This window comes from Desulfosporosinus nitroreducens (assembly GCF_023897015.1).
GTDB lineage: Bacteria > Bacillota > Desulfitobacteriia > Desulfitobacteriales > Desulfitobacteriaceae > Desulfosporosinus > Desulfosporosinus nitroreducens.
The window spans coordinates 25,313-51,206 of the sequence record NZ_JAMHFY010000025.1 but is presented as its reverse complement, the minus strand read 5'-3'; the positions used below and the strand labels follow the sequence as shown (position 1 = coordinate 51,206).

Here is a 25,894-nt window from a genome sequence, read left to right as displayed (position 1 = left end):
GTGATGAAATTCATTGGCTATGATGAGTTGCCGGAAAGGTTCGGCTTTAAGGAGATTGCACTCAAGTCGCCAGAGCAGTAAAACAGTCAAACCATGAATTTATAGCACACCAGGACAGTCATAAGGCTGCCTGGTGTGCTGAACAAGCAAATATCCTAGGCTTTTTTACAAATGACGCCTAGCGCAGGTGAAGCTTCATTGAATTTCTCACCGCGTAGATTTGATAGTACTGCCTCTACCTGAAACCCATTTTCTTCGAGTTCTGAACGGATGGACTCTGGGGAAAAGAAAGACTGATAGATATGATATGCCTTTACACCGGAATCACATACAACTACAGAGTCGCACAGTGTGGGCATATCCGGATAAATAATCGTTTTCTCCAGAACAAAGTGTTTATGGGGTCTCCAGAATCCCGCCCCGGACGCATACCATTTGGAGGCTGTGCCATTTGTCCTATTCTGAAAAGCAGTCATACTGGAAACATCAAAAGCAAAATATCCGTTCGGCTTAAGGGCATTGCGGATGTTGCTAAGTAATATTTTCCTGTTTTCTGGGCTAAGAACGCCGTAGTCCTGTGAAATCATCAAAGCTGCGTCAAATTGGTTTGAGCCAAACGGATTCAGGTAACTTGCCAGAATATAATTTGCATGTTTATCGTGATTTTGATTTCTGGCATAACAGATTGAGCTTTCCGACCTATCTATTCCGGTCAGGTAAAAGCCCTTTTGAACAAGCCGCGAACAGTAAAGCCCAGGGCCGCATCCAAGGTCTACAATCGAGTCTCCGCTTTTAAGAACCATTGTCCGAGCTAAAAATTCACAGATTTCTTGAATTTTTTCCGGCATATAGCTTGCGGCATCGGTATCGGTTGAAAGGTGTGCCTCAAGCATCATTTTTGAAATATGAGGATCGTTCCAAAGCTCCTCGCCTGGCTCATACGGTGCCGGGCACCGGTCGGCGTTTATTAAATCATCTAAAGTAAGCATAATATTTTCCTTTCTAAATTAATTTGATAGCAGACTGAAAAGGGGGATACTGTTTTATAACGGTATCCCCTGAAAGTCAAAAAGGGATACCGCCGAAAGATGAACGGACACAGCAAAAAACGCCTTAGAAAAAGGCACCTTAAGTCTGTATCCGCTCAATCTTTCTTTTCCGGTTGGCGCAGATTACTGCCCCGACCGGACGGTATCCCTCCAATAATCAATTTCAGTCTACTATCTCTTTCATCATAGATTGCAGAGCTTTTAATGTCAACAACTGAAGACAAGGAGGAGAAGCCCATGAAAAAAACGGAAAACACGCAAGCCGCCGCACCGGAAAGTACGGCGCAGGTCCCTATGAAAGTGGATGTTTAGATCGGCTCCATCCGTCCGGAGGGCAGCGTAAAAGCCTTTGCTATCCGCAAAGTCAAGGTGGTGGACAGCAGCAAGGGGCTGTTCGTGGCCATGCCCAGCTATACAAAAAGGATATCGCAGAGCTGGAAACGGCGCTGTCCAGCATAACCACAGCCTACCTGCGAAACGAGGACATTGTGACCGGCGTGGAGGAAAACCTGCAATACTTAAACCCGCCGGTGCGCAATGTCTTTGCCAGGTTTCTGACCCAGGTGAGGCTCATTGACCCCGATTTGGACGCGGCACGTTGAGAGTATAGTTCTGATGGCGAATTGTGGTCAGAAGGACATATAAGGCATGCCAACCACTATATGTAGTGGTTTTGGAGCAAAAATTGGACAAAAACAGGCCGAAAAAGTGCATTTTTCGGCCCGATTTTTTAGGGGTTTTTATAGATGACATCGGGCTTTTTTATAAATATGGGGGTGTTGAACACGCGTTCGGATTCATAATTATTGACTTATATTTCTCAAATGGCATATAATTTATATGCTGAATAAATTTAAAACGATTAATTATGAGGTGGCTAGTTAAAATGATCATATAATCTTATTCAATTTTCAGGATTTACAGTAGTATCGTTAAGTTCGGAACTATCTCTACCGCGGAGATGTGTTATTTGAGCTAGTTTAAACTACTATAAATTTTGGATAAGATTATATTTGTATCATATTAGAGTACGACTCAGTACGGCCAAACTATTTTCATTTAAAATAGTTGTTTAATGCTAAATATGATACTTATAACCTTTCCGAAACATTATAGTTAGGGAAGGTTTTGTTTATATAAATTATGAAAGGGTGATTACGATATGTATCGACAGAAAGCAAATAATCTGGCAACTATATTGCCGCTTGTTTCTGCTGATTTAGTTGAGGGAAAGGCGGATATGGATATAAAGAATATCGGAACGATTGTAAATTTATAAGGAGAATTGATTATGAAAGTAAACGTATATACATTAAATTCATTTGCTAAAACGAAAGAAGGTGGAAATGCAGCAGGTGTTGTGACTAATGCAGATTCATTATCGGAAAAGGAAATGAGAAAAATTGCTGCAATTCTAGGAATTAGCGAAACCGCTTTTATATTGCGATCAAACGTAGCAGACTTTAACGTGAGATTCTTTACGCCAAATGAAGAGGTTGATTTATGCGGTCATGCAACGATTGCAACCTTCTATACAATGGCAAGTCTGGGATTGTTAAAACCAGGTACGTATAAACAGGAGACCAAAGCCGGAATCTTGGGAATTGAAATTAAAGAAGATAACTCCATTATGATGAATCAGCCGGTTCCTGTGTTTTCGGAAATCATAGATAAAGATGAACTTGCCGATTCATTAAATATCAAAGCTTCGCAAATGCCGGAAGATTTGTCGGTCCAAGTCGTATCAACAGGACTTCGGGATATTATGGTTCCCGTAAAAAGCATTAAGATTTTAAATGCAATAAAACCGGATATGGAAAAAATTAAAAAAATTAGCCAAAAATACAATGCAGTTGGGTATCATGTTTTTGCCTTAGAATCCTTACATGGTGCTTACGCTAATTGCAGAAACTTTGCTCCGTTATATGATATCCCAGAAGAATCGGCAACAGGAACCTCAAATGGTGCACTTGGCTGCTACCTGTATCACTATGGAAAAATCAATAACGAGCAGGCATCGAACATTGTATTTGAACAAGGTTATTCCATGAAAAAGCCATCTGAAATCCTAGTATCGTTAACAGTAAAGGAAAATGAAATTCTCGAAGTCAAGGTTGGGGGGAATGCAATGAATTTAGCTTTATCAGAAGTTGAAATATAGAAATAGAGCAAATGGGATATAATTACATTCGATTTTATAAGGGCTGGAAAGTTATTGTGTGATCTGTAAAGTAAGCTCAACTGACAAAACAGAAATCGGAATAGACAAAAAGTTCAAAATTAAAAAGGGCAGTCATGAATCCTTATGTAATCCTGTTTTGCAAGCAAAGTTACTTAATAAAGAAAAGACAGACTTAAATGTGATAGTCGGGCTATGTGTTGGTCATGACTCAATATTTATTAAGTACTCAGAGGCACCTGTGACAACGCTTATTACTAAGGATCGTGTACTTGCTCATAATCCTGCAGGAGCATTATATACAAGTGGATTTTACTATACGAGATTGTTTGAGGAAAACGATAGCGAATAAAAGAACATAGCCCCTTAATTCAGGGGGATGTGAAGGTTATTGAATTGGCAGTCGGACCAGGCATTATGTCGTCCCAGATAGCTTTAGCCAGTGAATCATTAGAAATAACCGACTTTTCTCCTGCAATGCTAGAGCAGGCAAATTTCTTTTTCAGAGTAGAGTAGAAAAAGCGATTTGTCTGGACTGGTAGACCAGCTAATCGCTTGTATCGTTATGTACAATAAAAAGATGTCATCCAAAAAGTTATGACCGGAAGTACAATCAGATTAATTAAGTGAAGATGAGACTGCCGACAAATATGACTTTGTCAGCGCTTTTTTATCATCACGCCTTATGAAAATAATTCCCCAAGGGACCATATGGAAATATAAATGAAGAAGAAGCAGAAGCAGAACTGGTTCGAGGGTATTCCGTGAATGCCTGGAGGGTGAATATTACGGTCCCAGAGAACTGCTTTAATGGCTCTATGAAACTGAAATATTCATACAGTCGGTTTGATGCTTACTTCCTTGCGATTTATTCTCATCGGTTATAGCTGGAACCCTCCATAATAAAAGCAGTTCAAAACAAACCCTACACATTAACACCAGACTTTGTTCTGGTGTTATTCTTTTTATACAAAGAAAAGAATAAGGAGGGTTTGATTAGCGTGGAAACAACAATCAAGGTAAATCAATTGAGTAAGTCCATGCCACTGTTAAAGCAGTCGATAATGTCGACATTTCCGTCTGCCGTGGTGAGGTATTCGAAAATAGCAAGAATGATTAAAACAAGTTCTGCTTGCTTTGGTATACTATTTATGGAGAGGAGGGGCATTATGAGAAGTCTCAAAACTGTTATTTCGGCAATTGCTTATATTGAGAACCATCTAAATGTGAACCTTGATTTGGATATTGTTGCAAAGGCGGTTCATTATTCAAAATATCATCTGCACCGCATGTTTTCGGATGCAGTTGGTTTGACCATACATGATTATGTGCAGCGCAGGCAAATAACCGAAGCCGCAAAACTGCTGGTTTTTTCAGAAAAGTCAATATTGGATATTGCGCTATTGGCCGGATATGAAAGCCAACAGGCATTTACAACGATCTTCAAGGCATTGTATAAACAATCTCCTAATCAATTTAGAGAAAACGAGGAGTTTTATCCGTTGCAATTAGAATTTATATTTAACGAAAAAACTGACATCCGGGATAAAACAGATAACCATATTGGCAGGGAAATACTATTTTCCACGGAGGAAGATATACCTCTCTGGATGGACTTGGTTCGGCTTGTAATTGATGGTTTCCCCAATCTTATTGAGCATGAGCACATCAAAATACTGAAACAGTATATTTCCGAAAAGCGCGCGTTGATGATGAAAGAGAACAATCTTGCCATTGGAATTATGCTGATTTCTTATCAAACGGGGAGCATTGATTTTTTAGGGGTTCATCCACTTTATAGAAAACAAGGGATTGCAAAGCTATTTTTGCACAAAGCAACAACAGAGCTTTTGAAAAACAAGGAAATCAGTATAACTACATTTCGCGAGGGTGACAAAGCGGATACCGGATATCGGAAGGCGCTGAAGGAACTGGGATTCGCGGAGGCGGAGCTGCTGACTGAATTCGGATATCCAACTCAGAGAATGGTCTTGCCCAAGGAGGATTCGCATGAATAAGGCACAGCAGATCAGCGGGCGCACACAAACTGCGCCTGCCCAGATAAACGAAAAAACGAAGAGAGACGCGGAAGCGCCTCCTGCTTTCCCCGATGAAATCGCCCACCTGGCTGACATTTCAGCCAAAATAGAAGATGCTCTGCAGCAGGCGATAGATTCAGTTGAGGGATATGATAAAGAGTATAGGGATTCCAAGCGCTACATGGTGCAGCATAAGGGCGAAATTGACCCGCACGAGATGTTCCAAAATGAGCTCGCTTTACGGCAAATCGATCATCAAGGGGTTATTGCGGTAGAGACCCGGGACAAGCTGGCTAAACTTAAGGAATCCCCTTACTTTGCTCGGATCGACTTCCGCGAGGAAGCCAAGAAAGAACCCGCCATCTTTTATGTTGGCAGATTCGCTTTCAGCCATGACAGCGAGCTCCTGATCTCCGACTGGCGCTCCCCGGTTGCAAGCATGTTCTACGACTGCGAGGTTGGGCCGGCGGGATATGACGCGCCGATTGGCAGGATCAATGGAGATTTGACCCGGAAGCGTCAATTTAAAATTAAGAACGGCGAGATGGAATATACGTTGGAAAGCTCGGTCAACATCCAAGACGACATTCTGCAGCGCGAATTGAGTCATACCTCGGAAGAAAAGATGAAATCCATCATTACAACCATCCAGAAGGAGCAGAACCAGATTATCCGAAACGAGAAGGCCGGGACGCTTATCATTCAAGGGGTCGCGGGCTCAGGCAAGACATCCATTGCGCTGCACAGAATCGCTTACCTCCTCTACCGCTTCAAGGATAGATTAGCGGCCAAGAATGTGACCATCCTTTCGCCCAACAAGGTATTCGGGGACTATATTTCCAGTGTTCTGCCTGAATTGGGAGAAGAGCCGATCTATGGGATGAGCTTCGCGGACATCGCGGAGGTTCAACTTGAAGGCATCATCGATTTCGAGCCCGACAAGGACCCGCTCGAAACAAACGATTCGAAATGGGCCAAGCGGGTGCGCCTCAAATCCACACTCGATTTTGTTGAGCTGGTGGATAAATACCTAGAGGAGATGTCAAATAGCATTTTCGAGCCTAGGGATTACACTTTTGGCCGCTTCACGGCCAAGTGCGAATGGACAAAACAACGCTTTGATGCCTATAGCAAGCATCCAGTAAAGCGGCGGCTTCAGATGATTGCGGATGATATCTTTGATCGCTTCGAGACGGAGAATTACAGGGAAGATACTTTACCAAGGGTAAAAGTCATCTTCAAAAGCCTGACCTCGATGCTCAAGGTAAAGAACACGCTGGAGCTCTATAAGGATTTTTATAAACAGATGAACATGCCCGATATGTTTGTGATGCCAGCAAAGAAAACACTGGAATGGGCGGACGTTTTTCCATTCATGTATTTCCAGGCCGCTTTCGAGGGTTTGCAGGAAAGCCAAGTGATCCGGCATCTGGTCATCGACGAAATGCAGGATTACACGCCGATTCAATATGCGGTGATGAACATCCTCTTCAAATGCCAAAAGACTATTCTGGGAGATTTCGGGCAATTCATCAACCCGAACCACCTGCACAACTTCGAAGATCTGCGCGCGCTTTATGGGGGCGCAGAGGTGGTGGAGCTGAATAAGAGTTACCGCTCTACCTACGAGATCATCACCTTTGCCAAGCGAATCCGGAATGTCGCGGCTCTGGAAGCCGTCGAGCGCCACGGGGATGAACCGGCGCTCATCCAATGCCGCAATAAAGAGGAAGAGCTGGCCCGGATAAAGGAGATGATTGAGGCTTTTGAAGAAGGCGACAAGGTGACATTGGGCATTATCGTGAAAACCAACAGCGAAGCTAAAGCCCTTTACGATCGACTTTCTCAGGATTATGAGGTGCAGTTGATTTCACTCGAAAGCTCCGCGTTTATAAACGGGATATCCATCACCTCCATCCAAATGTCGAAGGGACTGGAATTTGACGAGGTCATCATTCCTGCGGCCAACAGCAAGACTTACACCAGCGACTATGACCGCAGCCTTCTTTACATTGCCTGCACGCGGGCGATGCATCGGCTGGCGTTGACCTGCTCCGGCGAGCTGACCCGGCTGATCGACGGAGATACTGAGGAGGTGCGGCGGGGTGCATAACGAGTTGCGGCGGCATCCTTTATTCGGAGGACTGGCCATGAATAAAGCTACATTTCTTTCTGGTATTTATTCAGATAGTAAATGTTTGAGAAAACAATAAACAGATAGGCGGCCACAAAGGTTAGGATCATAGACATATCCACCTGCATTAAAGCAAAGGCCAGCATCAGTGCTGCAAATACCATCAGCATCAAGTCATAAGATTTTGCTTTTGCTTTATTGCTTATGGCTATATTCCGTTCGTCGTTTGCCTCTACTTCAATTTGCTTTGCGGCTTGCGGTTCCTTCTTTAGTGCGGCGTTTTTCAGTATTTCGCCTAAGTTTTGCCCAAATAAGCCAGTTCCGATCCCTACACAAAGATATGGTAATACACGCACCATACCCTGTGCGTCCGGTATTGATTTTATCAGTACAAGGCCTGTTATAAAAATTATAAAGCCAATTACTGAAAACACTGCATACTTATCGAATTTACTTTTGTTCATTGTTTGCCTCCTCCTCGTAGATGAAAATGTCTTCAATACTCATGTTGAAATAACGGGCAATTTTAAAGGCTAAGAGAATTGAGGGATTGTATCTACCGTTTTCCAAGGAGCCGATGGTTTGCCTGGATACCTCCAAAGCTGCTGCCAGCTCTTCCTGTTTGATTCCGTGTAATTTGCGTATTTCCTCGAGCCTGTTTTTCAAATGACCACCTCTTATACTCATTATGGAAAGTAAGCTTTCCGTAGACATAAAATAGCATAGAAACGCACTTATGTCAAGTAAACTTTCCATGACGAGGGATACTTTGAACAGTAGAGTGGGAATTCGCCGTTCAGCTTTTCACGCAGGAGGAAGCGGACAGATTCCCATTCCCTGAATCCTGTGTGAGTGCCCCAGCTTTATGACCTGGGGTACGACACACTATACTGAAAAAAGGAAGAGTGTTTGTTTTTTTACATAGGAGTGAGAACCGGGGGACAGGCTTTAACAGAGGATGAACGAGAACAACTCCTTATCCTTACGGAGAAATTGTGCGCAAATTTGGAAGCGGCAGAGGATTCTCATGGAGGGGGGATGCACCGCGGACATGGCTCAGGGCATCATGGTTCGTGCCGGAAAAAAGGTATGCACCAAGGTCATGGGCACCACAAACATCAACATCATCATTGTTATCCCGCCGAAGGTGAGTAAGCGGAGGGTTTAGAATGATAGCCATGAAACTGAAAAGACAGTAATAGAAAGAGTTCGCCGTTGCAACCCACATTTAGCAAAAGAAAAGTACGTTGAAGCTTTCCAACTGATCGTGGAGAATGTACCCTGCTGCCTTGTAACTGATGTGAGCGGATTCTCTATAGTGATACTTATGACCTTTCCGAACTTTATTGTTTGGGAAGGTTTTTGTTTTGTATGATTCCTACAGCTAAAATCAGCCAACGAGCCGAAAAGGATTGATAATTATCGTTCGATATAATATGATTATCGTGCGAGGTGATTAGAATTATGAACGATATAGACAATCAAGGTCATCGAAAATCGAACAATATAATTACAGCCACGGAGCTTAAAAGCAATCTCGGGACATATTTGGATTATGTAATCGATAATAATGAAGTGGTAATTACCAAAAACGGTAAAAAAGCGGTGAGGCTCACACCTTACCTCACAGATAGCGATCGCTATTTTCTCATGAAGGAGAAGGCTTTGGACTACCAGTACGGAGGAAAAAAGGTCTCCTATGAGGAATTTAGGGAAATCTACGAAAAAAGCGATATGCGCATGGAATTCATCAACGGTGAAATTGTGCTGTTAAGCTCGCCAAGCATTATCCATCAAGAAATCTCGGGAAACTTATATGTTGGATGCAAGGAGTATCTCAAAGGGAAAGGATGTAAGGTATTTTATGCCCCTTTCGATGTACATTTCCGGAAAGAAGGTTTCAAAGACCCTGATGTAATGCAGCCCGACCTGCTTGTTGCTTGTGATGTGGCTGAGACCACCGATGAAAAAGGCCGATATATGGGCACGCCGGTTTTGGTTGTTGAGATCTTATCGCCAAGCACCAGGTCTAAAGATATGGTGGATAAGCTGAATACCTATATGATTTCCGGGGTCAGGGAGTTTTGGATTGTTGATCCTGATCAGGAGATTATAGTGGTTTACGGGTTTAAGGACCTGGATATTGATCATTTTCGGACCTACAGGAAACAGGAAACAGTTCGGTCGTATTGGTTTCCTGATTTAGAAGTTTCAGGGACTCTGATTTTCCCTTAAATCCTCATGGGAGGTACACGGGAAATACAATAAGTATGATATTTCTGTCAGAAGCAGTAGAGTAGAAGGCAATAAAGAAAGATTTAAAACAGAATAGGAGGAAGACCAAATATATGAAATTTTTTTTTGGAAAACTCCAATATAATTCACCGGTAACCCTGACGTTTGCTTTAGTTTCCTTGGTTATATTGCTGTTAGGACAGATAACAGACGGACTGTCTACAAATTTGCTTTTTAGTGCATACCGATCATCTTGGACAGATCCATTGACTTACTTCAGATTGTTGGGTCATGTTCTTGGCCATGTGAATTGGAGCCATTACTCCAGCAATATGGTTCTATTTCTGGTATTGGGCCCTATTCTTGAAGAAAAATATAAATCACAATCCTTCTTAATAATGATTGCCATCACTGCCTTTGTCTCTGGATTATTGCATGTTGTTTTATTTCCCAATACTGTACTACTGGGGGCAAGTGGTATCGTATTTATGATGATCGTCTTATCATCAGTAGCCGGCATGAAGGATGGGAAAATCCCACTCACCCTGATATTGGTCATAATTGTCTATCTTGGAGGAGAGATATTAAGTATTGGCTCCAAAGATGGAATAGCTCATATAGCTCATATTTTAGGAGGAATCTGCGGTGCAGGCTTTGGCCTTGTAGGCAGACGTCCATGAGTGTCAACGCACGAACTAAAATCCAAGCAGCTGGCTCGCAACGTGTGAAGGCAGTCAGCCTCGTGTGCGCAGTATGCTGTTGTGGTTTGCCGATGAGACCGGTATGAGAAATATGCTTATAGGTAATTTCCAGGATTAAAAGGGTAATACGACTGAAATTCCAGAATTCGTGTGGCTTTTTATTGAATATTATTACATGACCACGAATACTCACATGTTTTATAAATACAGCAACGTCGAATGGCTAAAAAATTATAACATCAACAAATAAAGGCCGGCACACATAAGCCCCCCTTTTTAGGGAAGACTTAGTTTTTTATGTGTATAAAATTAATTTCTATCATATGTCGTTTTTGATGGTTTCCAGATATTTACCTGCAGGGCGCAAGGGATTGGGTCCGTGTTCTGAAAAAAGCTGGGACACAAAATATTGGAGTAAAAATTTAGCAGTATTAAGTTTTTATCAAAAATGACGATATATAATAAAAGGATATATGTGAGAATAGGGGGGATTATTATGGCAATTAATCCAGTATCAACTTCGACACAAAGTGGGATCACCAACGCAGTAAAAGTTATTGATAGTTGATTCATTGTTAATTAATGAGCGATTAATTCCAGGACCGGAAGGTAATCCAGATGTAATAACCTTCCCGATCCAAATGTGTTAGCTACAGAGATACTAGAAAACTGCGAAACCGCAATGGACAGCTTAAGGGAGATACTATTGGCATTGGGTAGTGATGAATAGAAAGAATCGCAAATGATATCTCTTTTGTCTTTGTATTGGAATAGTGGGATGAGCTTTCCCCTTCAAGGTGGTATGTTGCTTTTGACTAAGGAGATCAATATAATATGTATGGAACGTAAAAACACGATCCGGTAGGTAGTCCGGATGCATTAGTTGTCTTGCTAATGTCAGTAACCTTCCCCCTCGGGATGTCCATCGTTCTCTAATTATTAATTAGAGGGGGGATCAAGATGAAATTGACAATCTATCATAATGGGCAATTTTGGATTGGTGTCATTGAAGAATGTCTAGATTCTAAGCTAATTGCGATGAGGTTTGTTTTCGGTACGGAACCCCATGACGCAGACGTACTTGATTTTTTAGATCGCACAATATTGAGGTTATTAATAAACCCTCCTAAGGCAGTAACGGTCAAAACAGTTGTCGAACGTGCCGTAAATCCTAAACGTTTAGCTAGAATCGCAGCAAAGGAAATCAACACTCATGGTATCTCTACAAAAGCTCAAGAAGCGCTTAGAGTCCAATTGGAAGAGAACAAGCAAGAACGGCAGATCACCAGTCGCCAGATGAAAGAAGCGGCTCAAGCCAAGAAGCGTGAAATTGCTATTCGAAAAGCGAAGCAGAAACACAGAGGAAAATAAGGATGCCAACCTTCCCGGGTAATCCCGGGTCTTTTTTCGCGCTCTTTGAATTTTTTCGTCCTATAAAGGGATGGTTATGTCCATAGTACCATCGTTTAAGGTTTTGTATTCCCGCACCGTCTTCAACATTCACATTACAAGTTGTACGTTTACGAGATCGGCCAGGTCTACTGTGGAAAAACTCATCTTCCTATAGTCCTCTATCAATCGAAAACGATGGAGGACTTTTAATATTGATTTGTTTCCAAGATTTTTACAAGAGTTTTGCAAAACCTTTCAATAGTTTCTTGCTCAATAGTCAGGGGAGGGTAGAGGCGGAGAAACTTTTAAAGAGCACAAAGGCGCTCGGAACAACGTTGCACGGAAGCCCTTGTGTCATTTTTTTTGACAGCCCGACCAGATCGAGAATTCCCTGTTGAACGTTTCCTTTTCCGCATATAAGCATAATGTGCTGCTCAAATTGAAATATGAGCAGCACATTATGCTTATAGTCGCGTTCTAAAAACGTGAATAACATCTTACTACGCTCAGATTAGGATTCCGTCGCAGTGATCGATCTCATGCTGAATGATCTGCGCAGCAAGGCCCGTAAAGTTCTGCTTCTGCTGCTTGAAGTTCCGGTCGAAGAACTCTACCTCAATGGACTGATAACGGGTAGTTTTTCGTACGCCCTCCAGTGACAGGCAGCCCTCCTCAGTTTCATACGGGCTGGCACGCTTTGTGATGACCGGATTGATCATGGGTATGTTCAGCGGCCCGATGCTGAACGCGATGATGCGCTTATTGACACCGATCATGTTAGCCGCCATGCCAACACACCGATCCGCATTTGCTCGTAACGTATCCAGGAGGTCATCTAACACCGGCATATCCGCCTTGGTTGCCGGAACCGATTTTTGGCTTAAAATAATGATATCTTTACAAATTGGCCTGATCATACTAACTCTCCTTGAGTGCTTTATTTATATGAATTCTGATTATGGTACTTAAGTAGATACTGCATTAACTTTATTAAGATAATTACTTTGCAACTTGAGGACAGAAGAAGAATTAAGGCAATGGACGCACTCGGAAATGAGTGCGTTTTTGATATGCTTGATGGGTACATATGCCAATGGATTATATTATTGGCATTCATTCCCGTTAAATTTATTAAGCAACTTAATAAACTTTTCAAGTTCAGAATTCTCCCACTTTGAAATGCGTTTATAGAATGTGGATTCTTTTTCTATTAAAGCATCCATCGTCTGTTGACGTCCAAGTTCAGTTAAAGATAAAAGTACTCCTCGACGATCATCAGGAGATGTTTCACTTTTAACATAACCCAAGCGCTTGAGTTGATTGACAAGGCGGCTGACAGAGCTACGATCCATCGCAGTTGATTCAGCTAAAACTGTAGCATTTGTTGGGCCAAATGAAAAGAGCCATCGAATAATGAGAAAAGCTGCAGGCTGTAATGTTGAATCGAAACGTGCTGCAGTTCTGACATTGAGTGCATGTGATGCACTGATAAGTGCATTTAGCTGTTCGCCGAGCTTCAGTTCTAACTGTTCTCTTGTAGTATTTTTAGTATATTCCTCCATAGTTCACCTCAATTCAACGTGTTTGCAACAATATAGTTGACATATATCAAATATATTATATACTTGATATATGTCAACTATATAAATTTGTCTCTAACATGTCAAGTATATAAATAGCAGCATTAACCCAATCTGGAGTGTAGCCATCTAATATGAAATACCAATAATGATACTAATTTATAGGAGGATTAATACAATGATTTATCCAATTGTAGTAATAACAGGTGCTACTAGTGGCCTTGGACAACTTGTGGCAATCGAATTAGCAAAGCGAGGTGCTCATCTTGTACTGACAGCTAGAAGCAAGGAGAGGGCTGAAACTACCAAAAGAATGTTAAAAGATATTGAGCCAAAGACAGAGTTAGACTTTTTTTTCGGAGACCTGTCATTAATGGAAGATGTCAGGCGGATTGGAAAAGAGATTAAAGCAGCATATCCAAAGATTGATGCACTGGTTAATAATGCAGGACTGCATGCTTTTGAGCAACGAATAACCTCAGAAGGCTTTGCAGAAATGATAGCAGTGAACTATTTGGCACCATGGCTATTGACACATACATTACAGCAATCGTTAATGAAGTCAGGAAACGCTAGGATTGTCAACGTTGCTTCTGAAGCATCGCGCAACCATGGTGAACTTAAGCTTCCAGAGGATCTGACAGATACATCTGCTTTTACTACTAGAGGTTCCTCTGCGCTTTACGGGAAAACCAAACTTCTTAATATTATGTTTACTGGAGAACTGGCACTTCAATTATCTGGAACTGGAGTCACTGTTAATGCACTAAATCCAGGGTTTAATGTGACTGGTCTCGGGCGTGAGCTCTGGTTTTCTTCTGCGCTTGAACGCATTTTGAAATATTTGCATATTGGAGATCCCCGTAAAGGAGCTGACATTATTACTCGTTTAATTTTAGGGTCGCAATATCAAGGAGTGACTGGTGGCTATTTTAACGTTGGAACCGGCAAGTCTATTATTCCTGCATACCCTGGCGGAGATATTACTATGCAAAATAAACTTTGGAATGAAACTAAAGAATTGTTGCAACGTAGAGGTTTTGTAGAACGAATAAATATATATAAGGAAGAGTAAATTTTCGGCCTAATCTTTATTGCGATATAGTTCTGATGTGTGATTATTTCATCAGTCTCAAATTGGAGTACCCTGAACAAATTGATTGGTAGCATTTTAGTTGGTTTTGAATGAGTATTAAAGCATCTGCAAAATAAAGCAGGTGCTTTTTTCTCTTTAGACAGTTTTACAGCATATTATATTTTCCATTAAACTCATACAGGAAACGCTAATAAACATTACAGCTTTAGTTTGTCTCAAATTGGGAAAAAACATATTGACAAGAATAAAAACCTAGTGGTAATATTTACTTGCTAATGAAATTGATAATCATACTCAATTACTTTACATAACTGTTTTCATTAAAAGGCCCCTAGCCGTCTGCAAAAGAATCAACGTGGACAGTATTTCAGGCAATTGGGACGATTGGAAGGAGACAAGAGAATGGAAAAAGAGTTCACTTGCTGGAATAACATTGTCACTTAGAAAGGTATAGGCGCCTGCAGGGCGGCTTTCTAGTATTGGAGTGCAGATAAGGAGTCGTGGCATGAGTTTAAGTAAAAAAATTATTATCCCCGTGGTTCTCGTAATGGCTGTAGCGGTTTTTCTTTTGGGATACAGCATTCATGGGAGCATCAATGAAAACCTTTCCGGGTTTTATCAGGAGAATTTAAACAAAAAAGCAGATGCTTTTCAGTCAGAAACAGACATGATGAAAGCAAAGGCCTTGAATGCAGCAGGCTGGTTTGAAAGTTCCGCCAATCTGCTCCAGGCCTATCAGGTGGGCGACCGCAAGACGGCTATTGAACTCGGACGATTGGCAATGGAGTCTTTCGGAGTGGACTATTTTCTGATTACGGACTTAGAAGGCAAGGTTTTTGTCAGGGCCCATGAACCGGAGAAATTCGGGGACAGTATTGCCGGTCAAATCGATATTCAGAAAGCCCTTCGGGGAGAAAAAAGTGTTGGGATCGAAGAAGGAAAAGAAGCCGGGCTTTCTATCCGCGCGGGTTCTCCTCTTAGAAATGCCAATGGTGACATTATCGGAGTTATTTCTACAGGCTATTCATTTGGCAGCGAAGCCTTTGTCGACAGGTTTAAGAAATTGTTTGATTCGGAAATTACTGTTTTCATTGGCGAGGAGAGGGTAATGACTACATTTCTGGATGAAGAAGGGGAGCGGATTATTGGAACTAAACTGCAAAACCAGCAAATAACCGAGGATGTGTTAAAGAAAGGACAAATATATTATGGTCAATCCAATATTAGTGGCACCGAATACAGCGCTGTTTACTCGCCCATTGTTGATGTAGACAATAAAATTGTCGGTATGATGTTCATCGGAGATGATACCGGACTGATCAACAGCCTGATTGGGGAAACAACAAAAAGAATAGGGCTGGTTTCTGTAGTCTTAGCTGTCTTTCTTATTCTTGCCATGGCTTTGATTGTCAGGAGATTGGTCATCAAGCCCCTTGGTGGGGTATTGGCTATTCTGAAAGGGGCAGCCGAAGGGAAAGGAGATCTTACCATAAGAGTTCAGGAGCAATCTAAAGACGAACTTGGTGAATTGGGCAAGTACTTTAACCTATTTGTAGAAGAAATGCAAGGATTGGTTAAGAGTGTTGGGAACTCGACAGGCCAAGTAAGCGCTTTTTCAGAGCAGATGGCGGCTAATGCTGATGAAACCAGTAAGGCTGCTGAAGAGATTGCCATAACCATCTCTAGTTTGGCCGAAGGTGCCAATACCCAGGCTTTGTCCGTAAAACAAGGAACAGATATGATTGAAGCAATCAATAAGGCAATAACAGCGATAAAAAATAGTACGGGACATCTGGCTAAGGTCAGCGGGGAAACCCATAAAACAATGGAAACAGGATTCCGGGCCATTGCTACCCAATTTGATGCCATGGAAAAAAATAAAAAGGCTTCAACGGGCGTGGTCAATAAAATTAATGCTTTGGCCAATAAATCGGATGAAATCGGACAGATCGTCAATGTTATCAACGATATTGCCTCTCGAACCAATCTGTTGGCCTTGAATGCGGCCATTGAGGCGGCCAGAGCAGGGGAGCAGGGAAAGGGTTTCTCAGTCGTCGCCGAAGAAGTGCGCAAACTGGCGGAAAAGTCTACGGTTGCTACCCGGGAAATTGCCGGTCTGATCCAGGAAATCTTGAAAGGGATTTTTGAAACCGAGGAGGAGGTACTGCTGGCAAGCGAAGCCGTGAGCGCTCAGGAATCAGCAGTCAATGAAACACAAGATTCCCTTCGTGATATCCAAGGAGCCGTCGAGCAGGTTATGACGGAAACGGGCAGTATCTCCTTCGCTGCGCTTGGGCTTGGCCGGGAGGTCAAAAACATGGTAGAGACTATGAATAGCATTGCTGAAGTAGCGGAAGAGAGCGCTGCTTCTACCCAAGAAGCTTCAGCAGCTACGGAAGAGCAAACCTCCTCGATGGAAGAAATGGCCGTTAACGCTCGGCAGATGAATGATGCAGCGAAAGATCTTCAAAATATGGTGAAGAAATTTATCATCGTCGGTTATGAGTAGAACCCTCCAGAATAACACCAGACTTTGCTCTGGTGTTATTCTTTTTATACAAAGAAAAGATTAAGAAGGGTTCGATAGCGTGGAAACAACAATCAAGGTAAATCAATTGAGTAAGTCCTATGCCACTGTTAAAGCAGTCAATAATGTCGACATTTCCGTCTGCCGTGTTCGGTTTGCTTCCACTATCTTGCCAGGTGGGAGCAGTTTGATAGCGCCACATCGTTTGCCATCATTCGGGGCGGTCATTTGGATGCTACAGTCCTCGGAGCATAACAAGTCGATGAAGAAGGAAATTTAGCAAATTGGATGATTCCAGGTAAAATGGTTCATGGGATGGGTGGAGCAATGGACCTGGTAGTTGGTGCACGACACGTTATTGTTGCCATGGAGCACACCACAAAAAATGGCGGCTTTAAATCCAAATTCGTCACCAGTGACGAATTTGACCTACACCTAGGCGCTCATCCTTCTTGGGATCCCGGAAGAGGAGCGGGATGATATAAAATAGAAATATCAGAGAAGATCATAAAAGGGACCGAGGCAGTAGCTTAGCCGCGGTTTTTTTAGGTATATCAGAAAGTATAAGTTTTTGGGATACCATCGGGAGCCCCTTTACTTGCTAATCTATATAGCAGCCATTCTTGTCCTCAATTGGACTGCGATTCCAATTTTAATCCCCATATGTAAACAAGATGAGAGGTGATTTTCCTCTCATCTTGTTTTGCTTATGCATGCTTTATTGAAGGTCGAATAATTACAGGTTGACAACCTTAGAACTGGGTGAGTTCATGTCCGATTTGCGCATAACATGATTTACAACTTTAACGACAGTGGCAGGTGAACTGGTCAGTTTGACCACTCGGAACTCTCTGGATTTTTCACCGTATAACACGTTTAGAATATCCAAGACCTTTCCTTTGGCGGCAAAGAATGTTGCCTCATCACTAGCACCACGCAGTTCTGGTGCCCATAACTGCTCAATTTCCTGACCTAACTTTGATAGTTCAGAATGGAAATGCCAATACATAAGAACCTCCTTAATTCGCTCATGTTTTACTCATTCTATTTAGAAAACTTGGCTGGCGCCCACGAAGACATTGTCTTCGCACGCATTAGCCCTTCTTGCAGACACTGTCTTCGCACGTGTTAACTCATCAGAGCGAAGACACGTCTTCGCACGGGTTAGCTTATCGTAAAAGCCTCCAGGCGCAGGCGGCTGCCATAGTTGCACTTATGCGCCGGCCATGGATGGCGAGAAGGGGCCTTCAGAAAGTATATACATTAAAGTTATACTTTCTGGGTAGTACAAAAAAGTGTTAAACCTAAATTATCGGTTTGTAAAGTGTTCGTAAAACTAAACACACACGATGTTATTATATGTTATCGGAAGGTTTTTGTGAAATATTGCCAGCCTGAATCCGAAAAATTCCATTTTTCCGGTATAGGAAAGTCCATGGCCATTCCCCTTTAATTTATTGATTGTTCCACTAAAGCTAGAACCGTAGTTGCCTTTAACAGCATTCTATTAGGTGCCAGTTGTATGACTTCTTCTCCTGAATTAAGTAAGCAAATCCATAGTCATTATATTGGTCCTGAAATCCAAAATGCTTACGCATAAATTCGCTTGAAGCCGCCACATCGGCAACTGTCAAAGAAATAGCTAATGAGTTGATCTTCACAGTTTAAAATTACCATTGACCAAACTAATTATTAATGCTAATATCGCTTATATAAATGAGATTAATTATCATTTTCAAGCATTAATATATTTATGCTATATTCTGTAAGAAAAGGGCCTTGGTTAATAGTTAACTATCAGGGATAGACAAAAAAAGAAGTGGAAGCGCTTAATAAATAGTTGAGTAATTAGAATCCTTATAAAGAGAGAGCTTTTTAAAATGATCAAAATACATATGCTTAATAAAGATATCGAACTGAAGGTTCCCGTTTAAAATCGGAAGAGGGGGAAGTGTAATGGAAACTTCAATACTGGAGGACCAGGAAGTATTTGAACAGCTGAAAGGAATGAGTGATTGGCTTAACAAAAAACCATGCTATGATGGTTATTTGATTCGCTTATTGGACCTTATTGGCTCTACCATGGTGGGAGTTAAACCAGCTGAATTGCTAAATATTCCTATTAACGAAGGCGGAACAAAAAACTTGGCTTTAGAAGAATTAAGAGTCTACTTTTTGCGAGATAAAAACATCAAGTTTAGAGAAATAAAAAAACAAAATGGAAGAGTACAAGTTTTGTTTTATCATTCTACTTCCCTAGATAATGCACTTTGCAGCAAAGTAAGTTTAAGATTTCTTCGAGGTTTGGGCTATCCAGAACAATACTCTGTAGAAGGCTATGTTGATTTTTTAGTTACAAGGTTAAATAGAAAGGATTTTCCTCATGAAATAGGCCTATTTCTAGGCTATCCATTTAAAGACGTACTGGGATATATGGGCCATCCTTCATTGAAACTGGTGAAGATAAATGGGTGGAAAATATACGGTAATGACAAGTTGTCTAATAAGAGGTACGAGAGTTTTTTGCAAGCGCGGAAAAAAGTAAGAGAACTTATTTCCCCGATGGTTAACTAGCATTAAACCACCCGAAGGGAAAAAGGGAAAGGTCTGTAATGCTCCTGAATAAAAGGAGTAATTTTTAGATCGAACACTGAGAATGTTTATCATTAATGCTTAAGCTTGACTGGGTAGAGTATGACATTCGGGTTTCCATAGATTAAGGAGGGACATTATGCAAATCAGCAGAAGAGAATTTCTAAAATGGTCCGTTGCAGCAGCAGTAGCCCTAGGTATAGAAGTCAGTCTTGGTAGTGTTAGCAATGTTCTTGCAGCTGAAACAGATCCACCGATTATTTGGCTTCAAGGATCAGGGTGCTCAGGTTGTACAGTATCGACGTTAAATGTTACTAATCCCACTACTATTGACAATGTTCTCTTAAATAAAATCAGCATGAAGTATAACAGCACCCTAATGACCGCTTCTGGTGACCTAGCAATGCAAACCTTAGACCAAAGTGCAACTCAATACAATGGCCAGTTTATTCTAGTGGTTGAAGGTGCAGTACCAACCGGTGCCAATGGAAACTATTGTGTCATTGGAGAAGTTGATGGAACTCACTTAACCATGGAACAAGCTGTCTTAAAGTATGGACCAATGGCAAAATATGTGGTTGCAGCAGGAACTTGTGCTTCCTTTGGAGGGGTTTCGGCTGCAGGAGCCAATGCAACGGGTTGTCTAACCGCCAGCTCTTTACTTAGTGGAAAGACTGTAAACCCTGTGGTTAATCTACCTGGATGCCCGGTTCATCCAACGGTTCTTATTCAAACACTTTTAGATTTAATTCTCATTGGCATTCCTTCACTTGATAGGTCTAACCGACCAAGTAACTATTTTGGAACAAAGATCCATAGTATGTGTCCGCGAAAAGGAACCACTGTTGTAAAACAACTGGGGCAATATGGTTGTTATAAAAACGTAGGCTGTAAAGGACCTGGTACTCAAAATGTATGCCCTTCAATGAAATGGAATAATGGACAAGCATGGTGCATTGGGGTTAACTATCCTTGTATAGGGTGTGCGAATCCTGATTTCCCAGCGAATCCTCTATGTAAGGTATAATGAGTAATTTATTAAGGGAAGGGATGAAATAAATTGAGTACAATAGTATTAGATCCGATTACTCGACTCGAAGGACATTTGAAAGTTTCAGTAACCCTTGATGCCAATAATATTGTAACCGCTGCTCAAGCAACGGGTAATTTATATAGGGATTTTGAAAATATGCTGATCGGAAGGGGTCCGAAGGATGCATCGTTTCTAACCCAACGAATTTGTGGAGTTTGCCCAGTTTCTCACGCTATTGCTTCCGCAAAGGCTACTGAACAAGCCGCAGGGTTTACGCCAAGTCTTCAGAGCTTATTATTAAGAAACTTGATTCAGGGTGCTAACTTCATCTCTAGTAATGTTTTGCACTTTTACCAACTAGCATTAATGGACTATGTTCAAGGCCCACAAATGCACCCGTGGACGCCTGGATATACGCAGGATTTCAGATTTAATGCGACCGATAGTCAAGCCTTGATTAATAACTATGTAGCAGCATTATCCATAAGAAGACAAGCACATGAAATGGGAGCCATCTTTGGCGGAAAGCTTCCCCATGTCGGCAACGTAGTTCCTGGTGGAGTTACCGCAATCCCGTCCGCGACAGACATTACAAACTTCCGCAATTATTTAAATACTATTACTACGTTCATCCAAACTACGTATGCAACTGACGTCAACAAATTAGCGTCAACATATAGCGACTATTATACGGTAGGCAAAGGGTATGGCAATTTGATATCCTTTGGGGTCTTTGATACAAATACGTCTGGAAATAAGCTATATCCGGCAGGAACGGTAACTAACGGCACGATCGGGAGCTTTACACAGACAAATATCAAAGAATATGTAGGGCATTCTTGGTATTCTTCACCATCCGGTTATAATCCGGCATCCGAGACTACGACTCCAAGCTTTGGTAAAGCAGGTGCTTACACTTGGTTAAAGGCCCCAAGATATAATGGAGCCGCTTATGAAGCGGGTAGCATAGCAAGAACATGGCTCACGGGAGAGTATCGTCGCGATGTTTCTGTCATGGACAGGCACTTAGCGCGCTACACAGAAACGAATAAAATTGCGGTTAATATGCAAACATGGTTGAATCAAGTGGTTGTCGGTCAAAATCAGTTTACTAATTTAGGAACTCCTGCTTCTGGCTCTGGAATAGGGTTAACTGAGGCACCCAGAGGAGCACTCGGTCACTGGTTATCGGTTGCAAGTTCTAAAATTACGAAATACCAAATCGTTACTCCAACTTGCTGGAACGCTTCGCCGATGGATGATGCCGGCATTGTAGGGCCGATGGAAAAGGCTTTAATTGGAACTAAGGTCGCAAATTCTGCTCAACCGGTGGAGCTTTTAAGAATCGTTCACTCCTTCGATCCCTGCACAGGTTGTTCCGTTCATGTGATGTCTCCAGAGGGACTGGAAATGTCTAACTTTGTGGTACAACCCCTAGGAGTTTAGTGATGAAGGACACTGTCATCATAGGAATTGGTAACATTCTTCTGCAGGATGATGGTGTGGGAGTTCATGTCATAACACAACTTGAAAATGAAACGCTTCCATCGACGATTGAGTTAGTCGATGGAGGTACTTCCACCCTAGATACACTGGGCTACTTTCTGGACTATAGAAAGATAATTGTGGTCGATTGTTTGAGAGCAGGTTTAGAACCGGGTACTATCTACAAAATAAAACCGGAAGACATTAAGAATTATCAAAAAGAAAACCTTTCTATTCATGATGTTCAGATCTTGGATGTTGTGAAAATGGCAAATATGATGGGTCAATATCCTGAGGTTGTTATCTTTGGAATAGAACCGAAAACAATCTCGGTTAATTTAGAAATGACGGACCTGATGTATGCTAAAATACCTGAAGTGATTGCGAATATTAAGAAAGAGCTACTCTTAGATGTCAAAGTAGTCTTAGGTGAAACTAATGCATGAAGTTTCGATTATCCAAAGCGTAATTGAAATAGTCACCAAGCAAGCCCTTGATAATAAGCTAACAAAAATAAATAATGTAACTTTAAGAATAGGAGAGCTATCCGGTGTCATGCCTGAATCCTTAGAGTTTGCTTTCGACAGTTGTATCAAAGGTACGATGCTGGAAGAGTCCACATTGAACATAGAAATCGTAAGCGCACTTGGTGAGTGTAAAGAGTGTAATCTGGAATTCCCGATAGAACATTTTAATAAGCTATGTCCCAGTTGCAACAAGTTCTGTACTAACATTAGTTGTGGGTATGAGCTTTATATCAATACCATTGAAGGAGACTAAACGATGAGTGAGATTAAGGTAGTTGCCAACATCCTCCATACAAATGAGGAGATAACCTCTCAAAATAAACGATTGCTCAATGAAAAAGGGATCTATGTTATTAACATGATGAGTTCTCCAGGTTCTGGTAAGACATCGCTGCTGGAAAAGATCATTTCAAAACTTAAAGATAGAATTAGAATTGCCGTTATTGAAGGGGACTTGTACACAACTAAGGACGCCGAAAGAATCGAGGCACAAGGGGTCCCAGTGGTTCAGATCAACACAGGGGGAGCTTGTCACTTGGATGGAAAGATGATCAAAGGTGCCTTAGATTCGTTAAACCTGGATAATGTGGATTTGCTTGTGATAGAAAATGTCGGCAATTTAGTCTGCCCAGCAGCTTTTGAACTAGGTGAAGACATAAAGATCACAGTATTAAGTACCACGGAAGGGAATGACAAACCCTTGAAATATCCGCGAATGTTTGAGAACAGTGGGGCAATTATTTTAAATAAAATGGATTTATTGGAACTGACTAATTTCGATAAAGCTGAGTTCTACAAAGACATTAACTCGCTTAATGCCTTAGCGACTATTTTCGAGACATCCTGTGTTAAAGACCAAGATCAGGGTATCGATGAATTATGCTCATGGTTAAGTCAGCAAGTGAACATTAATAGTCAATTTAATAAAGCATGTATCTGATTAATATACTTTTATGGACTCAAAAAAGGAGAGATTAGTGTGTGTCTTGCTGTTCCAGGAAGAGTTTTGAGCATTGAGGAGAAGATGGGGATTATCGAAGTTGGAAGTATCAAAAGAAAGGTCTTTTTGCATCTTGTACCGGAGGTATCCGTCGATGATTATGTACTTATACATGCAGGGTGTGCTATTCAAATGATTGACGAAGTAGAGGCGAAAATTACACTTGATATATTAAAGGAGTTAGCAGAAAGTGAAGTTTGTCGATGAATTTAGATCGAGCGACTATTCCAAACTATTATTAGAAACCCTGCAAAATTCTTCTCGGGATAAGATTAATATCATGGAAGTCTGTGGCACACATACTATGGCAATCTTTAGGTATGGTATTAGAGACGTTCTTCCGGGGAATGTGAAGCTAATATCCGGACCGGGCTGTCCCGTTTGCGTTACTCCTCAGAGCTATATCGATACCGCCTTAGACCTTTCAAGTCGAGAGGATGTTATTATAGCAACCTTTGGGGATATGATGAAAGTTCCGGGTAGAAAAAGCTCGCTCCTTAAGAAAAAGGCGGAAGGATCAGATATTAGATTAGTGTATTCCCCTATGGACTGCCTCACCCTTGCTGCGGACAATCCTTCTAAACAGATTATTTTTTTGGCAGTAGGCTTTGAAACGACCGCGCCAATGACTGCGGTAACGGCTATCGAGGCAAGAAATAACAGCTTAAGTAATCTTTTTTTCTTTACAGCACATAAAATTGTGCCCCCTGTAATGGAAGCACTGGTTACTGATAAAGAGTTGAACTTGGACGGTTTTTTATTGCCGGGGCATGTTAGTGCGATTATTGGAAGCAAAGCTTACGAATTTCTAAGCGAGGATTTTAAGATTCCGGGAGTAGTGACTGGCTTTGAACCTGTAGACATACTTCAAGGTTTAAGTACTTTAATAAGTTTAATAAGCAAAAAGGACTATAGTATTGCTAATGACTATAAACGAATTGTAAGAACTTCCGGCAATTCTGAAGCTAAAGAGTACATGAACAAAGCCTTTAATGTTGTTGACTCTAATTGGCGAGGAATTGGTAAGGTTCCGAAAAGCGGCTTGGAGTTTAATCGTGATTTTGAAGAGTTTGATGCCCTTAAGCATTTTGAAATTAGTTATGAAGAGTATGATGGCAGCTCGGGATGTCGATGTGGCGAGATACTGAAAGGGAAGATAAATCCAACTCAATGTCCCCTTTTTAAGCAAGCTTGTACCCCGGAAAATCCCATTGGATCTTGCATGGTATCGTCAGAAGGCACTTGTGCAGCTTATTTTAGATATTACAAATAACCCGGGAAAATGGAGGAGAAAATGAGTACCATAACACTAAGTCACGGAAGTGGCGGTACCCAAACCAACCAATTAATTAACGATGTATTCTTTAAATACTTCAGTAACGATATATTAAACCAGATGAACGATGCAGCTCACTTAGCGATAGACTTTAAGAAACTAGCGTTTACCACAGATTCTTTTGTGGTGAATCCGCTTTTCTTTAAGGGAGGAAATATCGGTAAACTGGCTGTTTGTGGAACGGTCAATGATTTAGCCGTAAGCGGAGCAAAACCACTTTATTTAACATGCGCCTTTATTATTGAAGAGGGCTTTGCTATGGATGACTTAAAGATTATTGTGAAGACGATGGCAGAAGAGGCGGAGAATTCTGGGGTAAAAATTGTGGCCGGAGATACAAAGGTTGTTGAAAAGGGCAACGTCGATGGGGTCTATATCAATACTTCAGGAATTGGGGTCATTTATGAAAATGTCAATATAAATTGTGCCAATGCTAAGCTTGGAGATGTAATCATAGTCAATGGCACTATAGGAGACCACGGAATGACGATATTATGTGAAAGAAACAACTTCGGCTTTGAGGGAGATTTGAGCAGTGATTGTGCCTCTTTGAATACACTAGTCGATTGCATGTTAGAGGTCTACGACGGAATTCATGTGATCCGGGACGCTACAAGAGGGGGAATAGCAGCGGTTCTCAATGAAATCAGTGACTTTAGCAATGTAACCATAGCTATTGAAGAAAATCTCCTTCCAATTAAAGAGGAAGTGAAAGGTGCTGCGGAAATGTTAGGCTTTGACCCATTATATATTGCCAATGAAGGAAAGCTCTGTGCCTTCGTACCAGAAGCTCAGGCGGAGCAAGTGCTTTTTGCCATGAGAACACACCCATTAGGTACGAATGCCTCAATCATCGGTAGAGTAACTGATGAATTGGGTAAAAAAGTGTATTTGAATACCGTTGTTGGAGGAAAGAGACTCGTGGATATGCCATCAGGAATTCTACTTCCTAGGATATGCTAAGTGAATAAAACGGTAAATGGCATTAA

25 protein-coding genes and 4 pseudogenes are annotated in these 25,894 nt (G+C 41.5%); 23 read left to right on the top strand and 6 right to left on the bottom strand.

What is annotated here, in order from left to right:
• Positions 1-155: 155 nt before the first annotated feature.
• Complete coding sequence (locus tag M8E35_RS20975; protein ID WP_252472080.1) at positions 156-989, bottom strand: class I SAM-dependent methyltransferase; 834 nt, start codon at positions 987-989, stop codon at positions 156-158.
• Between the two features lie 297 nt (positions 990-1,286).
• Between M8E35_RS20975 and M8E35_RS27025 the strand changes: the two are divergent.
• The 7 genes and pseudogenes from M8E35_RS27025 to M8E35_RS20945 all read left to right on the top strand — a co-directional run.
• Positions 1,287-1,463: pseudogene (locus M8E35_RS27025) on the top strand (SpoVG family protein); the annotation flags it as partial.
• Positions 1,454-1,645: pseudogene (locus tag M8E35_RS20965) on the top strand (hypothetical protein); the annotation flags it as partial. The pseudogenes M8E35_RS27025 and M8E35_RS20965, both read left to right, overlap by 10 nt.
• Positions 1,646-2,340: 695 nt before the next feature.
• Complete coding sequence (locus M8E35_RS20960; protein ID WP_252472078.1) at positions 2,341-3,210, top strand: PhzF family phenazine biosynthesis protein; 870 nt, start codon at positions 2,341-2,343, stop codon at positions 3,208-3,210.
• 40 nt (positions 3,211-3,250) lie between these two features.
• Positions 3,251-3,580, top strand: a pseudogene (locus M8E35_RS20955) (DUF1847 domain-containing protein); the annotation flags it as partial.
• Between the two features lie 29 nt (positions 3,581-3,609).
• Positions 3,610-3,744, top strand: a complete 135-nt coding sequence (locus M8E35_RS26585; RefSeq protein WP_289710956.1) for a class I SAM-dependent methyltransferase — start codon at positions 3,610-3,612, stop codon at positions 3,742-3,744.
• 653 nt (positions 3,745-4,397) lie between these two features.
• Entirely contained in the window at positions 4,398-5,246 is an 849-nt protein-coding gene (locus M8E35_RS20950) for a GNAT family N-acetyltransferase (RefSeq protein WP_252472076.1), read from the top strand.
• Positions 5,239-7,380 (top strand): HelD family protein, encoded by a 2,142-nt coding sequence (locus M8E35_RS20945; protein ID WP_252472074.1) that lies wholly within the window; start codon positions 5,239-5,241, stop codon positions 7,378-7,380. Before M8E35_RS20950 ends, M8E35_RS20945 begins: the two co-directional genes overlap by 8 nt.
• A 47-nt stretch (positions 7,381-7,427) precedes the next feature.
• Here the strand turns inward: M8E35_RS20945 and M8E35_RS20940 are convergent, their stop codons facing one another.
• Positions 7,428-7,865, bottom strand: a complete 438-nt coding sequence (locus M8E35_RS20940; protein WP_252472062.1) for a hypothetical protein — start codon at positions 7,863-7,865, stop codon at positions 7,428-7,430.
• Positions 7,852-8,067, bottom strand: coding sequence for a helix-turn-helix transcriptional regulator (locus M8E35_RS20935; protein WP_229250165.1), 216 nt, complete (start codon positions 8,065-8,067; stop codon positions 7,852-7,854). The genes M8E35_RS20940 and M8E35_RS20935 overlap by 14 nt, the downstream gene beginning before the upstream one ends.
• Before the next feature lie 243 nt (positions 8,068-8,310).
• On the opposite strand from M8E35_RS20935, the gene M8E35_RS20930 reads away from it, so the two are divergent.
• From M8E35_RS20930 to M8E35_RS20915, 4 genes are all read left to right on the top strand, one after another.
• On the top strand, positions 8,311-8,556 hold the full coding sequence (locus M8E35_RS20930; protein ID WP_252472058.1) for a hypothetical protein: 246 nt from the start codon (positions 8,311-8,313) through the stop codon (positions 8,554-8,556).
• A gap of 309 nt (positions 8,557-8,865) precedes the next feature.
• Positions 8,866-9,636 carry a type II toxin-antitoxin system Phd/YefM family antitoxin gene (locus tag M8E35_RS20925; RefSeq protein WP_252472056.1) on the top strand — a complete coding sequence of 257 codons (771 nt, stop codon included), beginning with the start codon at positions 8,866-8,868 and terminating at the stop codon, positions 9,634-9,636.
• A gap of 113 nt (positions 9,637-9,749) precedes the next feature.
• Positions 9,750-10,316: a rhomboid family intramembrane serine protease gene (locus tag M8E35_RS20920; protein ID WP_252472054.1), complete on the top strand. Its 567-nt coding sequence runs from the start codon at positions 9,750-9,752 to the stop codon at positions 10,314-10,316.
• A gap of 981 nt (positions 10,317-11,297) precedes the next feature.
• On the top strand, positions 11,298-11,708 hold the full coding sequence (locus M8E35_RS20915; RefSeq protein WP_252472052.1) for a YjdF family protein: 411 nt from the start codon (positions 11,298-11,300) through the stop codon (positions 11,706-11,708).
• A 527-nt stretch (positions 11,709-12,235) separates the two neighbouring features.
• Here M8E35_RS20915 and M8E35_RS20910 read toward each other — a convergent pair.
• Positions 12,236-12,646, bottom strand: coding sequence for a peptide deformylase (locus M8E35_RS20910; protein ID WP_252472050.1), 411 nt, complete (start codon positions 12,644-12,646; stop codon positions 12,236-12,238).
• Between the two features lie 186 nt (positions 12,647-12,832).
• A complete protein-coding gene (locus M8E35_RS20905) occupies positions 12,833-13,291 on the bottom strand; it encodes a MarR family winged helix-turn-helix transcriptional regulator (RefSeq protein WP_252472048.1) in 459 nt (152 codons plus the stop codon).
• 196 nt (positions 13,292-13,487) lie between these two features.
• Here M8E35_RS20905 and M8E35_RS20900 point away from each other — a divergent pair, with 196 nt between their 5' ends.
• The 3 genes and pseudogenes from M8E35_RS20900 to ctfB all read left to right on the top strand — a co-directional run.
• The gene (locus M8E35_RS20900; RefSeq protein WP_252472046.1) at positions 13,488-14,384 is read left to right on the top strand and encodes an SDR family NAD(P)-dependent oxidoreductase; all 897 of its coding nucleotides are present in this window, start codon (positions 13,488-13,490) and stop codon (positions 14,382-14,384) included.
• Positions 14,385-14,910: 526 nt separating this feature from the next.
• Positions 14,911-16,914 carry a methyl-accepting chemotaxis protein gene (locus tag M8E35_RS20895; protein WP_252472044.1) on the top strand — a complete coding sequence of 668 codons (2,004 nt, stop codon included), beginning with the start codon at positions 14,911-14,913 and terminating at the stop codon, positions 16,912-16,914.
• A gap of 204 nt (positions 16,915-17,118) precedes the next feature.
• A pseudogene (ctfB, locus tag M8E35_RS20890) lies at positions 17,119-17,316 on the top strand (butyrate--acetoacetate CoA-transferase subunit B); the annotation flags it as partial.
• A 352-nt stretch (positions 17,317-17,668) separates the two neighbouring features.
• Here ctfB and M8E35_RS20885 read toward each other — a convergent pair.
• Positions 17,669-17,941 (bottom strand): hypothetical protein, encoded by a 273-nt coding sequence (locus tag M8E35_RS20885; protein WP_252472042.1) that lies wholly within the window; start codon positions 17,939-17,941, stop codon positions 17,669-17,671.
• Between the two features lie 947 nt (positions 17,942-18,888).
• Between M8E35_RS20885 and M8E35_RS20880 the strand changes: the two genes are divergently transcribed.
• The 9 genes from M8E35_RS20880 (at position 18,889) to hypE (ending at position 25,868) form a co-directional block, all read left to right on the top strand.
• The gene (locus M8E35_RS20880) at positions 18,889-19,506 is read left to right on the top strand and encodes a DUF3793 family protein (protein WP_252472040.1); all 618 of its coding nucleotides are present in this window, start codon (positions 18,889-18,891) and stop codon (positions 19,504-19,506) included.
• Positions 19,507-19,663: 157 nt separating this feature from the next.
• Positions 19,664-20,551: a hydrogenase small subunit gene (locus M8E35_RS20875; protein WP_252472039.1), complete on the top strand. Its 888-nt coding sequence runs from the start codon at positions 19,664-19,666 to the stop codon at positions 20,549-20,551.
• A gap of 33 nt (positions 20,552-20,584) precedes the next feature.
• Complete coding sequence (locus M8E35_RS20870; RefSeq protein WP_252472037.1) at positions 20,585-22,003, top strand: nickel-dependent hydrogenase large subunit; 1,419 nt, start codon at positions 20,585-20,587, stop codon at positions 22,001-22,003.
• Positions 22,004-22,005: 2 nt separating this feature from the next.
• The gene (locus tag M8E35_RS20865) at positions 22,006-22,488 is read left to right on the top strand and encodes a HyaD/HybD family hydrogenase maturation endopeptidase (protein WP_252472035.1); all 483 of its coding nucleotides are present in this window, start codon (positions 22,006-22,008) and stop codon (positions 22,486-22,488) included.
• Complete coding sequence (gene hypA / locus M8E35_RS20860; RefSeq protein ID WP_252472033.1) at positions 22,481-22,822, top strand: hydrogenase maturation nickel metallochaperone HypA; 342 nt, start codon at positions 22,481-22,483, stop codon at positions 22,820-22,822. The genes M8E35_RS20865 and hypA overlap by 8 nt, the downstream gene beginning before the upstream one ends.
• 3 nt (positions 22,823-22,825) lie before the next feature.
• Positions 22,826-23,509 carry a hydrogenase nickel incorporation protein HypB gene (hypB, locus tag M8E35_RS20855; protein WP_252472031.1) on the top strand — a complete coding sequence of 228 codons (684 nt, stop codon included), beginning with the start codon at positions 22,826-22,828 and terminating at the stop codon, positions 23,507-23,509.
• 39 nt (positions 23,510-23,548) lie between these two features.
• Positions 23,549-23,776, top strand: coding sequence for a HypC/HybG/HupF family hydrogenase formation chaperone (locus tag M8E35_RS20850; protein WP_252472029.1), 228 nt, complete (start codon positions 23,549-23,551; stop codon positions 23,774-23,776).
• Positions 23,760-24,842 carry a hydrogenase formation protein HypD gene (hypD, locus tag M8E35_RS20845; RefSeq protein ID WP_252472027.1) on the top strand — a complete coding sequence of 361 codons (1,083 nt, stop codon included), beginning with the start codon at positions 23,760-23,762 and terminating at the stop codon, positions 24,840-24,842. Before M8E35_RS20850 ends, hypD begins: the two co-directional genes overlap by 17 nt.
• Before the next feature lie 9 nt (positions 24,843-24,851).
• A complete protein-coding gene (gene hypE, locus M8E35_RS20840; protein ID WP_252472025.1) occupies positions 24,852-25,868 on the top strand; it encodes a hydrogenase expression/formation protein HypE in 1,017 nt (338 codons plus the stop codon).
• Positions 25,869-25,894: the final 26 nt, after the last annotated feature.